This is a genomic window from Mycobacterium sp. ACS4054, assembly GCF_001667275.1.
In the GTDB taxonomy this organism is placed as follows: Bacteria; Actinomycetota; Actinomycetes; order Mycobacteriales; family Mycobacteriaceae; genus Mycobacterium.
In genome coordinates, this window is record NZ_LZHV01000006.1 from 19,106 (window position 1) to 31,400 (window position 12,295).

Genomic DNA, 12,295 nt, shown 5'->3' on the forward strand with positions numbered 1-12,295 from the left:
CCTGCCCCACCTTTGCCTCGGAGTCAGAACAGGCCGGCGATGTGCTGGTCCGTGCTCAGGGCGCCGTCGAGCACGTGCGACGTGGTCTGCCCGTGCTGGCGGATCGTGTCGATGAGACCCTGCAGCCCCGACAACATCTGCGCCTGCGCTTCGAAGAAGCCCGACGCGCCATGGCCGGCGAAGAATTCCTGCAACGCGTTCGTCCGGTTCGAGGTGTCATCGAAAATGCCCTGCAACTGGCCGGCGCGAGAAGCGACATCGGTGGCGAAGTCGGCGACGGCCCCCGGGTTGTAAGTGATTGGGTCGGACATAATTAAGTTCCTTTCAAAAACCGTTTATGGATTTACGAATGCGGCGCGGGAGTCAGGATCCGCCGTGACCGAATAGGGCGCTGAAAGCGTGCGAAGAATCCGCCTCGTGACCCTCCATCAGGGCGGCGGCCTGCTTGAGGCCCTCGGCCAGCCGGGTGCCGCCGTTCAAGACCTTGTTGAGGTCATTTTGGACCTCGATGGCCGTCGCATGCGACGCGACCACCGCGTCACCGGACCATGTCGACGGGTTCATCACGTTTTCCTGATTTGCGACGTACCCCTGGCCGATACCAATCGCGTGTTCCATGTTCGCCTGGATGGCGTTGGACGTATCGCGAAGCATTTGCGGTGTCACCTTGATTGTCACTGAATTCTCCTTCTCCGGTTGGCCGCCCCCCGTAATGCCTGGGGCATGGAGCGAAGTGTATGGCGGCTATTTATACCTGTCGATTCACCCTTAGCCGGGCCGGCTTCACACCCGATCGTCGACAACCCGCACTGTCGCGGGCTGTTCGGATTTGTCTCGAGATCCGCGTTCTCCTCCCGCCCCATGCCCCACCGGCATGCCGCCCATCGGTGTACCGCCGCCGACCGTCGTGGTCTGCGGACGCATGGCCTCGGCGCCCAACGCCCCGCTGGGCCGCAACCCCACCGGCCGACCGCTGCCGGCCGGTTCGAACGCGCTGACCGGACGGGTGAAGCTGGTCGCGGGCATACCCCCGGCGCCCATGGCCGCGCCCCCGCCGCCCCCGGACGCGCTGACGGCCGACATCTCCGTCGCCGAGACCGCCGACACCCCGGGTGCCGCCCCGGCCATGGCGCCGGGGTTGGCGAACATGCCCATCATCGATTGCAGCGGCTGCATCATCTGCATCGGCGCCTGCATCATCTGCATGGGCGCCTGCATCATCTGCATCGGCGCTTGCATCACCGACTGCAACGGCTCCATGAACGAGCCGGCCTGGCTCATGAAGTCCTGGCCGCCCGACGCCGCCTGACCGGCGCTCGATGTGCCCTGCTGCGCGCCCTGCAATGCGGAGCGCATGCCGTCCCCGGCCCCGACCTGGGCGGCCGACTCGGCCACCGCCGAGGCCGCCTGAGCCGGTGCCGCCGGCGACGCGCCCAGGGTCGCGACGGGCGGGGCGATCGCGAGGCTCTCGGTCAGTGACGTGAGGATGGCGCCGTAGCTCGCCCCGACGGCGGAGTTGTTGGGCCACATCACCCCGAAGTACTGAACGTCGAGCGAGACGATGCGCGGGGTGAGCGCCCCGAGCACGATGGGGTTGATGCAGTTGTCGACGCCCCATTCGTCACGGTTGGCGATGCACTCGGGCGCGGGGCGCATCGAGCCGTACGCCATCTGATACGCGGAGACCGCGGTGGCGACGGTGGGCGGCTTCACGTCGACCCAGCCGGCCAGCCCGTGCAGCGCGGTGTTGAGCATCGTGACGTTTGCGACCGAAGCGACCGACCCGGCACCAAGCCACGATGCCGACGTCGTAGCGGTGTTGATCGCCGACGCGACACCTGAGGCGTGGTGGGTGGCTGCCAGAGCCATCCAGGCGGCCTGGTTGGCGAGGTGCGTGCCCACCCCGACGCCGCCCTTCAGCAGCAGATCGTTTTCCTCAGGCGTACGCGCGGCCCACCCCGGATCGGCCATGCGTACTTCCCCCTTTTAAGCGATTCCGCTGGCCGCCAGCGCGGCCATGCGGGCGGCCTCCGTCGTCACGACGGTCGCCGAAGCCAGGCCCTGCGCCCCGGCGAACAGGCCGCGCTGCGCGGCGTGCTCGGACACCACGCCCAGATAGCTCGCGCCGCACGCGTTCAGGGCCGCCGCGAACATCGCCGAGTCGGGGTCACTGCCCATCGGCAGCGCACCGAGCAGGGCCGGCGCCGCCGCCGAAGCCGCCGCCTCGGTCTCGGCGCTGATGGCCGACTCCGCGCCTGCCGATGCCAGAACCGCCTCTGGCTGCATCGACATAGTCATGATTTCCCTCCGATTGCTCAGCGTCATAAGACGGGCTTGGCGCATCAGTCTAGTGCGGTTCGACCGTTCGTGTATTCACTCGCTTTCTCGCAAGGCCGGAGGCCGAAAATTCGGCGGCCGATCTGACCGCCGGTATTCCCGTTATCAGTCATCCGTCAAACAATCTCGTATGTCACTGCAGGCACACCGGTCACGCCGGCACCGGCCCGAACCGCCGATTCGCCTCGGTCATGCAAATGCGTGGCAGTAATCGGCAATCCGCCCATTGTTGGCGGTATTAGCGCGAATTCGGCCGATCGCCGCAATTTCGCGAGCCGGAATAGCGGCCGAAAGCTACGCGGGGCCGCGCCCATCGCCGGCGAGGTTCAGCAGCAGCCGGGTGCCCCCCAACGGGCTGGTCTGCAACGCCGCCGTGCCACCGTGCAGCTCGGCCTGCTGCGCGACCAGCGCCAGGCCCAGTCCGGATCCCGACCGCGATGCCGTCGACCCCCGGGCGAAGCGCTCGAAGACCGAAGCGCGCTCCGACTCCGGGACGCCGGTTCCGTCGTCGTCGATCGCGATCTGGACGCCCTCGCTGGAGCTGCTGACGGTGAGCAGAATCTTCCCGGCGTTGCCGTGCTTGACCGCGTTGGCGATGGCGTTGTCGATCACCAGCCGCAACCCGGTGGGCAGCCCGACCATCAGCACCGTGGGCGACGGCACCAGCGACACGTCCACCTCCGGATAGACCCGCAGCGCGTCGTGCGCCGCGCGGTCGAGGAGTTCGGTGATGTCGAACGGGACGAAATCGTCGACGGTGGTGAGCTCCCCCTGCGCCAGTCGCTCCAGCGCCGTCAGCGTCGCCTCGATGCGGCTCTGGGTGCGGATGACGTCGCCGATGACCTCGTCCCGCTGCTCGCGGGGCAGGTCCAGGGTGGAGAGCACCTCGAGGTTGGTGCGCATCGCCGTCAACGGGGTGCGCAGCTCGTGAGAGGCAACGGCCGCGAAGTCACGGGCCGACTCGAGCGCGGCCTTGGTGCGCTGCTGTTCGTTGCCGATGCGCGCGAGCATGCCCTCGACGGCCTCGGCGATCTCCACGGCCTCGCGCACCCCGCGCACCTGAACCTCGTCGGGACTGGACTGGGCGTTGATGGCGCGGGCCTGCTGGGCCAGCAGCAGGAACGGGTTCACCATGATCAACGAGATCACCCAGCCGACGACCACCGTGCCGCCGATGACGCTGGCGCAGATCAACAGCACCCGCAGATGCAGCTCGTTGATGCGGTGCTGGGCTTCGGCCAGCGGCGCGGCCAGCGCGATCGAGGCGGGGCCGGCGGAGAACGTGCGGACGCGGTATTGCACCCCGTTGATGGTGGTGTTCGCGTATCCGTTGGGCAGCTTGGGCAGCACGATGTTGCTGGGCACCGAGACGGTCACGTCGCCGATGCGCGCGGTGCGGACCAGGTTGCCGTCGGGCATGGGCTGGTCGGGGCTGGCGTGCTCCACGTTGTTGAGCAGCGTGTTGATGTCGCCCAGGCTGCTGACTGAGTCGAGCCGGCGGTCCAGCTGGCTGTACTGATCGTTGGTGACACCGACCCACACCCAGGTGCCCAAGAGCACGACGAGGGTGATCACCGACAGCGCCGCGACGACGACGATGGTGCGCAGCGACAACACCCGCATCGGCAGCTTTACGTGCGGTAACACGCGGATGTCACGCTCCTTAGTGCCGCTCGCGGCGCCGGGCCGGCGACGGTGTCGACGGCTGATCACAACCCTCACACCGATAACGGTTCGCCGCCTTCAGGCGTCGTGGCGTTTCGCAGAGAATGTAGCGCCAATCCTTCGGCTCGTGCCCGGCCGCCCCGCGACCTGCAACATTTGCCTCTGAGCTCGGTGAGTGAGTACTCTCTCACCATGCTCGCCTCCGGACGCGACCGGCTGCTGGCCGAGGCGCTGAAGCTCTTCGCCGCCAAGGGCTACGCGGCGACCTCGGTCGCCGACATCCAGCGGGCATCCGGCCTGGCCCCCGGGTCGGGCGCGCTGTACAAGCACTTCGGCTCCAAGCGCGAGCTGCTCGAGGCCGCCGTCGCGCACCGGATCGACAGCATCGTGGCGGCGCGCGAGCAATACGACGCGGGGCAGCCGGGCAGCGTCGAGCAGGCGGTCCGCACCGCCGGCCAATTGATCTGGAGCAACTTCAAAGAAAGCGAAGATCTGCTCAAGGTGATGCTGCGCGAACCCGACGAGCTCGGCGACCTCGACGAGAAGACGTGGCAGGTGATCACCGACAACGCCTATCAACGCTTCGCCGACGAGTTGGCGGCGTCCAACCGTTCCGGCCGCACGGCCATCCCCGATCCGGAGGCGGCCGCGGCCGTCGCGATCGGATCGTTGTCCTACGCCGCGACGCTGCAGGCGCTGACCGGCCGGCTGCCCGGCAACATCGACGAAGACCGCTACTTCGAGGCGTGGGTCAACCAAACGGTCAGCGTCCTCTCGCAATACGGAACCCGTTGAGCACAACAACCATTCAGGAGTGAAGCCATGACTTTTTCCCTACAGCTGACCGACGACGTGATCGAGGTGCGCGACTGGGTGCACAAGTTCGCCGCCGACGTCATCCGCCCCGCCGCCTCGGAATGGGACGAGCGGGAGGAGACGCCCTGGCCGGTGATCGCCGAGGCCGCGAAGGTGGGCCTGTACTCCCCCGACTTCTTCGCCCAGCAGGCGGCCGAGCCGACGGGCCTCGGCATGCTCACCGCGTTCGAGGAGATGTTCTGGGGTGACGCGGGCATCGCGCTGTCCATCATGGGCACCGGCTTGGCCGCGGCGGCGTTGGCGGGCAACGGAACTCCCGAACAGCTGGGTCGCTGGCTGCCCGAGATGTTCGGCACCGCCGACGAGCCGAAGCTGGGTGCGTTCTGCTCGTCCGAGCCCGACGCCGGCTCGGACGTCGGCGCGATCCGCACCCGGGCGCGCTACGACGAGGCCACCGGCGAGTGGGTGCTCAACGGCACCAAGACGTGGGCGACCAACGGCGGCATCGCGAACGTGCACATCGTGGTGGCGTCGGTCTACCCCGAGCTGGGCACCCGCGGGCAGGCCACGTTCGTCGTCCCGGCCGGCGTCAACGGGCTGGCCCAGGGCCAGAAGTTCAAGAAGCACGGGATCCGGGCCTCCCACACCGCCGAGGTCGTGCTGGACAACGTCCGCCTGCCCGAGGACCACATCCTCGGCGGCCGGGAGAAGTTCGAGGCGCGCATCGCCCGCGTCAAGTCGGGTGCCTCCGCGCGCAGCCAGGCGGCGATGAAGACCTTCGAGCGCACCCGTCCCACGGTCGGGGCCATGGCCGTCGGCGTGGCGCGGGCGGCCTACGAGTATGCGCTCGACTATGCCTGCCAGCGTGAGCAATTCGGCCGCAAGATCGGTGAATTCCAGGCGGTGGCATTCAAGTTGGCGGACATGAAGAGCCGCATCGACGCCGCCCGCCTGTTGGTGTGGCGGGCCGGCTGGATGGCGCGCAACAACCAGCAGTTCGACGCCGCGGAGGGGTCGATGGCCAAACTGGTGGCCAGCGAGACGGCCGTCTACGTCACCGACGAGGCGATCCAGATCCTCGGCGGCAACGGCTACACCCGCGACTATCCCGTCGAGCGGATGCACCGGGACGCCAAGATCTTCACCATCTTCGAGGGCACCAGCGAGATCCAGCGCCTGGTCATCTCGCGGGCGCTGACCGGCTTGCAGATCCGGTAGCGGCCGCATCCCGCGGCCCGTGCCGCGGCGGGCACCAGACATGATGGCCGGATGACCACCGAGATCCGGATCCTCGACAGCGAAGCGGACCTGCTCGCCGCGGCCAACGTGTTTCGGGTCGCCATGATCGGGTTCCCGCCGCTGCCGGACCTGCCGGCCGGCCGGATCACCGAGCTGCTCGAGCCCGGCCGCACCGTCGGCGCGTTCGTGGGCGGCCAGCTGGTGGGCACCGCGGACGCCGTGACGAGCCGAATGACGCTGCCCGGCGGGGCGGTGGTGGGGCACGCCGCCGTCACGCACATCGGTGTGCTGCCGTCGTTCACCCGGCGCGGCGTAGCCACCGAGCTGATCCGTCATCAGCTGAGCGACATCGCCGCCCGCGGTGAGGTGGTCGCCTCGTTGCGGGCATCGGAGGCGACGATCTACGGCCGATACGGCTATGGCGTCGCCAGCTCGTCGCAGACGGTGGAGGTGCACACCGCGCGGGCGGCGCTGCGCCGCGACGTCGGGGACGGCGGCCCGGTGCGGTTGGTCGACCCGGCGGACGCCTGGGATTTGCTGCCCCGGATCTACGCCGAGAACCGTCCGACGCGCCCGGGCACCATCGACCGGCCCGACGCGTGGTGGCAAGGTCTGCGGCTACGCACCGAAATGTCGCCGCAGCCTTCGTATGTCGCGGTGCACGGGGCGCCGGGGTCCGAATCGGGGTTCGCCCGCTACCGACCCGTCGACACCGACAGGTGGTTCGTCAGCGACCAGCGCACCATCGCGGTGGAGGACTTCTTCGCCCCCACCGCCGAGGCTTACCTCGGACTGCTGCGGTTCCTGCTCGGGCTCGATCTCATTGACCGCGTGGTCTTTTGGATGCTGCCGTTGGACGACCCGCTGCCCGGGCTGCTGGCCGATCGGGGGGCGGCGCGGGTCACCGCGGTGCACGACGAGACTTGGCTGCGCGTCATCGACGCGCCGCGGGCCCTGGCGGCGCGTCGCTACGGCGACGGCGACGCGGTCACCATCGCGCTGAATGATTCTCAGCTGCAACATAATTCGTGCAGCTTTGTGATCACGCCGGACGGCGCCGGGCCGACCGAAGAACCCGCGCAGTTGCGGGTCGACGCCGAGGGGCTGGGTGCGGTCCTGCTCGGCGGCACGACGTGGCGCGACCTCGCCGTCGCAGAGCTTGCCCGCGCCGACGACCCGGCCGCGATCGCCGCGGCCGACCGCCTGTTCGCGGTGGCACAGGCGCCCCACGCCGGGTTCTTCTTCTAGCCGCGCGGGTATGCGGGTCGCGTGATCGTCATCGTCGGCGCGGGGGTGTGTGGGCTGGCCGCCGCCTACGAGCTGGCGCGGCGCGGGGAGCCCGCGATCGTGCTGGAGCGCGGGCGCCCATTCGGTGAGCAATCCACCGGGTTGGCCCGTATCTTCCGGATCGCGCACCGACGCCCGGCGCTGTGCCGCCTCGCCCTGCGGGCCCGCGCCGGCTGGCAGCGCTGGGAGACCGAACTCGGTGCGGGCCGGTTGCTGGGCTCGGAGGGATTCATCACCGCCGGCGCCTGCGAGGAGACCGCGGAGGCGATGACGGAGGCCGGGGCGGCGTTCCACTGGCTGGACCGGGCCGATATCGCCGCGCGCATTCCTTTCGCCGCCGCGCCCTGGGAGTCAGGCGTGCTGGACCCCCTCGGGGGCAGCCTGCGCATCCGCCGGGCGTTGTCCGCGTTGGCGCTGCGGGTCGAGGTGCGCCGCGACGAGGTCGTGTCGGTCGCCGACGACGGCGCGACGACGCTCGCCGACGGCACCGTGCTGCGGGGCGATCGCGTGCTGGTCTGCGCCGGTGTGCAAACCCCCGCGCTCTTCGGCCCGCTCGGTGTCGACTTCGCGCCGCACACCCGATTCACCTACGAGGGCGCCGATGCGACCGGGGCGGTGTGCCTGTCGGCGCCCGAGGGCTACGGGCTGCCGCTCGGCAGCACGGGCCGCTGGGCCTTCGGGCAGGAGGCACCGGATCCCGCGACGGTCCGCGCGTTGTTTCCCACGCTTTCCCCGGTGGACCGGGTGGACTGCGTGACCGTTCGCGCGCCGTGGCTGGACGCGGGCGGCGACGGCTGGACGGTGGCGCGGCGCGGGCGCGTTCTCGCGTTCGTCGGCGCCAACCTGATGAAGTTCGGCCCGCTGTTGGGTGAGCTGCTCGCGCGCGCGGCCCTCAGCGATGAGACGCCGGTCGAGCTGGTGTTGAACTAGTTGCGGCGCAGGGTTACTCGATGCGACGCTGATGCCGCCGACGAGTAAAGCCTTGGCGCGCAACCGCTTCGGTGCGGGCCGGCGGGCGCCGTCAGCCGTGCGGCGCCTCGGAGATCTTGGTGTCCGGCTTGCCCAACGTCTGGCAGTACGTCAAGGCCGACAGCCGGGTGGCCGAGATCTCGGCGTTGGCCGGGTCGGTGCCGTTCTTGTCCTTCAGCATCTTGCTGACCTCGTCGTTCTGCTTCTTCTCGTCCTGCGTCGTGAACTCCTTGCACTTGGTGTCGCCGCCGGTGTTGATGACCTGTGAGGCCGAACACGCGCTGGACAGCAGCACAGCCATCGCGAACGCCGCGGCCGCGATTTGCTTCATGGTTTGCCTCCCTGGAGTCGAGTAGTGGTATCAGTACACCAAATCGACCGATTTGAAACCCCCGCACGAGATTTGCCCGGTCGGTTCCCGCGTTTGCGCCGCGTGCAAACCGCACGCGATGGGGAATAACTGCCTCGTCCGCATCGTCCTTTAGGGTTTGTCGTGCCGAGCCGCACGGGGAGGAAACGTCCAGTGTCCCTAGCCAACGGGTCAACTCCGCGGCCGTCGGTGGCGACACTGGGCAAGGCGGGTGCCCAAAATTCCGACCGCGGCGTGTTCGCGGCCGTGTTGGTGCTGCTGTTATCCGTCGGCTGGGTCGCCAACCACTTCGTCGCATTGATGCCCCTGCTCAGCGTTCGGCAACGCCTCAGCGCGGCCACCCTCGATGCGATCTTCGGCGTGTATGCCGTGGGATTGGTGCCGGGTCTGCTCGTCGGCGGGCGCACGTCGGACGCGTTCGGGCGGCGGCCGGTGGCGCTGGCGGGTGCGGCGACCGCCGTGGCCGGCACGGTGGCGATGCTGTGCTCTCAGCAGTACGACGTCTTGCTCGTCGGACGCCTGGTCGTCGGGTTCGGCGTCGGCCTGGCCATGAGTTCCTGCACCGCCTGGGCCTCCGATCTGAAGGGTCCGGCCGGGGCCGCCATGGCCGGAGCGGTGTTGATGGGCGGTTTTGCGATCGGCCCGTTCGCTGGAGCGTTGATCGTCAAGGCCGGCCCGGGCGGCATCCTCTTGTCGTTCGTGATCGCGGCCGCGATCGGCGTGGCCGCGATGGCCTTCGCGGTTCTTGCGGCGCGGGGCGCGCGCACCACCGCGCCGCCAACCACTCAGGTGCAGCAGCCGACGACGAACCCGGGACAGGGAGCCGCGCGGGCGTTGAGCTGGGCGATGCCGCTGGCGCCATGGGTGTTCGCGTCGGCGACCCTTGGTTTCGTCGCGATCCCCGGCCGCGTCCACACGGGGCTGGCCGCCCCCATGGCGATCGGCACCGCCACGCTGCTCGTCAACGGGGTCAGCGGGCTTATCCAAGTGCTCGCCCGCGCGCGCCGCTGGGGGCCGCGGGCCGGCACCGTCGGCGCCCTGCTGGCCGCCCTCGGCTACGCGGTCACGGCGCTGGCCCCGCCGACCATGTCGCCGGCGTTGGGCCTGGCGCTGTTCCTGGTGCTCGGGTGCGCGTCCGGGCTCTGTCTGCGTGAGGGCCTGATCGACTTGGAGTCCGCGGCGCCGAAACACTTGCGCGGCGGGCTCGTTGGCGCGTTCTACGTGGTGACGTACATCGGTTTCGGCCTGCCGCTCATCTTGGCGACGGTCGGATCGGCGGTTTCGACGACCATCCTCGCGGTGATGGCGGCGTTGGCGTTGTTGGCCGCCGCCAGTCGGGCGGTGCGCCTTCGACGCGACGCCCACCGAAAGGGCTGACGCCGCCGACCGCATGTTTCGCCGGGCGGCGCGCGGGTACCAGGGAGTGATCGATCACCATCCGCGGCGGGGCTCGAGGGTTTCACCGAGCGCGGCCCTCGGACCGGAGAACAGCAACCGCACCATGACCAGAAACGCATCAGTGAGCACCGCGCCGCCGGTCACTCAAAACGACCACGATTCGGGGGAATCCGCACGGCCCCCGGTGAATCGGCTGTCCCTGGGGCGCATTCCGCTCGAGATCCGCAAGGCGGCCGCGGTGATGGCGATCGCCCTCGTGATGACGTCGACGTTCGCGGCCGCCTACACGGTGGCCCTGGGCAGACCCGCGCCGCGGGAGCTGCCCATCGGGGTCGTCGGTCCCGCCTCGGTAACCGCGCCCATCGTCGCCGGAATGCAGCAGGGGCAGCACGAATTCAGCGTCCGCGGTTACCCATCCAGGCAGGCGGCCGTCGCGGCAATCGATCATCAGACGATCACCGCCGTCATCGACGCCACCGTCGCGCCGCCCCAGCTCCTGCTGTCGAGCGCCAGCGGCTCGTCGGCGGTGCGCGTCCTGACGCAACTGGACGAGCCGGCGCCGGGACGCTACCTGCTGCCGATCACCGATCTGCATCCGCTGCCGGCCTCCGACCCATCCGGGTTGGCCACCTTCTACGTCACCATCGCCGCGACGATCCTGGGATTCGTCACGATGTTCCAGCTGCGGGCCAACGTCAAGACGCTGACGCTGCGCGGCTGGTTGACGTGCGTGGGCGCACTGGCGGTCATCGGCGGGGCGGCGCTTGCCGTGGTGGCCGGGCCCGTTTTGGGGGCGCTGCACACCCGCTTCCCGGAACTGTGGCTGGTGATCTCGCTGCAGATTGCCATTGCGGCGCTGTTCAATTCGACGATGCTGGTGTTGATCCACCGCTGGGCGATCATCCCGACCTGGGGCGTGTTCATCCTGCTCGGCAACACCTCGTCGGGGGGCGCGGTGTCGGCGTCGCTGCTGCCGCAGCCGTTTGCGGTTCTCAACCACGCACTGCCGAGCGGTGCCACGGTCGCCGCCATCCACACCGCAACCTATTTCCCGCAGAACCAGCGCGCGTTGCCGTTCGTCGTTCTGGCCGTATGGCTTTCGATCACGTTGGCCGCGTTGCTAGCGTGTTCCCGCGCGCTACATCGCTCCCCGGCCGAAGCGTAAGGCGTTCAGGCTCACACTAATTCGCGCAGGGTCTCGATCAGCTTGATCCGCTCGCCGGGCGTGGACGCGATGGGCGAAACGTTCAGTGTGGTAACCCCGGCTTCCCGGAAGGCGGCCAGGCGATCCTTGACGAACGCGCGGCTCCCGATCAGGTTCACGTCGCGCACCAGATCGTCGGGCACCACTTTGGCGGCGCCCTCCTTGTCACCCGCCAGGTAGAGCTCTTGGATCCGGTCGGCCTGCGGGCCGTAGCCGTACTTGGTGGCCAGCGTGTGATAGAAGTTCTTGCCCTTGGCCCCCATCCCGCCGATGTAGAGGGCCAAGTGCGGCTTGACGAATTCCCTCAGGGATTCCGCGTTTTCGCCGATCGCCAGCACCGGGCCGGCGAAGACGTCGAGCTTACCCAGGCCGGGGTCCCGCTTGGCGCGGCCGGCGGCCAACGCCTCCCCCCACACCTCCTGCGCCTTCTCGGGCAGATAGAAGATCGGCTGCCACCCCTCGGCGACCTCGGCCGCCAGCTCCACGTTTTTCGGTCCCAGCGCCGCGATCAGTATCGGAATGCGTTCCCGGACGGGCTGATTGATCAGCTTCAGCGGCTTGCCCAGGCCGGTGCCCTGCCCCGCCGGCAGCGGGATCGTGTAGTACCGGCCCTGGTGTTTGACCGTCTCGCGGCGCCACACCTGGCGGCAGATTTCGATGACCTCGCGGGTCCGGGCGATCGGCGCGTCGTAGGGCACGCCGTGGAAGCCCTCGATGACCTGCGGGCCGGAGGCGCCCAGGCCCAGGGTGAACCGGCCGTCGGAGACGTAGTCCAGGCCGGCGGCGGTCATCGCGGTCAGCGTCGGCGTTCGGGTGTAGAGCTGCAGGATGCCGGAGGCCAGTTCGACCCGATCGGTGCTGGCGGCCAGGTAGCCCAGCGCGCTCACCGCGTCGAACGAATACGCCTCCGGGACGAAGACGATGTCGAGCCCGGCGCGCTCGAGGTCGGCGACTTCGGCGGCCACGTCCTTGAATCCGCCCGCATAGTTGATGCCCAAACCGATTCGCAT

Annotated in this window: 13 protein-coding genes; 6 read left to right on the forward strand and 7 right to left on the reverse strand. The window is 69.2% G+C overall.

The features are described 5' to 3' along the window. Positions 1-23: 23 nt before the first annotated feature. The 5 genes from A5730_RS00725 to A5730_RS00745 form a co-directional block, all read right to left on the reverse strand. Positions 24-311, reverse strand: a complete 288-nt coding sequence (locus A5730_RS00725; RefSeq protein ID WP_007166892.1) for a WXG100 family type VII secretion target — start codon at positions 309-311, stop codon at positions 24-26. 52 nt (positions 312-363) lie between these two features. Beyond that, a complete protein-coding gene (locus A5730_RS00730; protein WP_007166893.1) occupies positions 364-678 on the reverse strand; it encodes a WXG100 family type VII secretion target in 315 nt (104 codons plus the stop codon). 105 nt (positions 679-783) lie between these two features. Continuing rightward, entirely contained in the window at positions 784-1,971 is a 1,188-nt protein-coding gene (locus A5730_RS00735) for a PPE family protein (protein ID WP_067894238.1), read from the reverse strand. A gap of 15 nt (positions 1,972-1,986) precedes the next feature. Further along, the gene (locus A5730_RS00740; RefSeq protein WP_067894351.1) at positions 1,987-2,298 is read right to left on the reverse strand and encodes a PE domain-containing protein; all 312 of its coding nucleotides are present in this window, start codon (positions 2,296-2,298) and stop codon (positions 1,987-1,989) included. Between the two features lie 333 nt (positions 2,299-2,631). After that, positions 2,632-3,960, reverse strand: a complete 1,329-nt coding sequence (locus tag A5730_RS00745; RefSeq protein ID WP_067894240.1) for a HAMP domain-containing sensor histidine kinase — start codon at positions 3,958-3,960, stop codon at positions 2,632-2,634. A gap of 234 nt (positions 3,961-4,194) precedes the next feature. Here A5730_RS00745 and A5730_RS00750 point away from each other — a divergent pair, with 234 nt between their 5' ends. Genes A5730_RS00750 through A5730_RS00765 form a run of 4 tightly spaced genes read left to right on the forward strand, consistent with a single transcriptional unit; the run spans position 4,195 to position 8,274 of the window. Beyond that, positions 4,195-4,797 carry a TetR/AcrR family transcriptional regulator gene (locus tag A5730_RS00750; protein ID WP_156349414.1) on the forward strand — a complete coding sequence of 201 codons (603 nt, stop codon included), beginning with the start codon at positions 4,195-4,197 and terminating at the stop codon, positions 4,795-4,797. 27 nt (positions 4,798-4,824) lie between these two features. Continuing rightward, a complete protein-coding gene (locus A5730_RS00755; RefSeq protein WP_067894242.1) occupies positions 4,825-6,036 on the forward strand; it encodes an acyl-CoA dehydrogenase family protein in 1,212 nt (403 codons plus the stop codon). Positions 6,037-6,087: 51 nt separating this feature from the next. Next, positions 6,088-7,305: a GNAT family N-acetyltransferase gene (locus A5730_RS00760; RefSeq protein WP_067894245.1), complete on the forward strand. Its 1,218-nt coding sequence runs from the start codon at positions 6,088-6,090 to the stop codon at positions 7,303-7,305. A gap of 21 nt (positions 7,306-7,326) precedes the next feature. After that, on the forward strand, positions 7,327-8,274 hold the full coding sequence (locus A5730_RS00765) for an FAD-binding oxidoreductase (protein ID WP_067894248.1): 948 nt from the start codon (positions 7,327-7,329) through the stop codon (positions 8,272-8,274). Between the two features lie 91 nt (positions 8,275-8,365). Here A5730_RS00765 and A5730_RS00770 read toward each other — a convergent pair whose 3' ends face one another. Then, positions 8,366-8,644 carry a hypothetical protein gene (locus A5730_RS00770; protein WP_067894251.1) on the reverse strand — a complete coding sequence of 93 codons (279 nt, stop codon included), beginning with the start codon at positions 8,642-8,644 and terminating at the stop codon, positions 8,366-8,368. A gap of 228 nt (positions 8,645-8,872) precedes the next feature. On the opposite strand from A5730_RS00770, the gene A5730_RS00775 reads away from it, so the two are divergent. Together A5730_RS00775 and A5730_RS00780 are read left to right on the forward strand one after the other, a co-directional pair. Further along, a complete protein-coding gene (locus A5730_RS00775) occupies positions 8,873-10,060 on the forward strand; it encodes an MFS transporter (RefSeq protein WP_067894254.1) in 1,188 nt (395 codons plus the stop codon). A 142-nt stretch (positions 10,061-10,202) separates the two neighbouring features. Next, the gene (locus tag A5730_RS00780; RefSeq protein ID WP_231994587.1) at positions 10,203-11,246 is read left to right on the forward strand and encodes a DUF3533 domain-containing protein; all 1,044 of its coding nucleotides are present in this window, start codon (positions 10,203-10,205) and stop codon (positions 11,244-11,246) included. Positions 11,247-11,257: 11 nt separating this feature from the next. Here the strand turns inward: A5730_RS00780 and A5730_RS00785 are convergent, their stop codons facing one another. Then, positions 11,258-12,295 (reverse strand): LLM class F420-dependent oxidoreductase, encoded by a 1,038-nt coding sequence (locus A5730_RS00785; RefSeq protein WP_067894259.1) that lies wholly within the window; start codon positions 12,293-12,295, stop codon positions 11,258-11,260.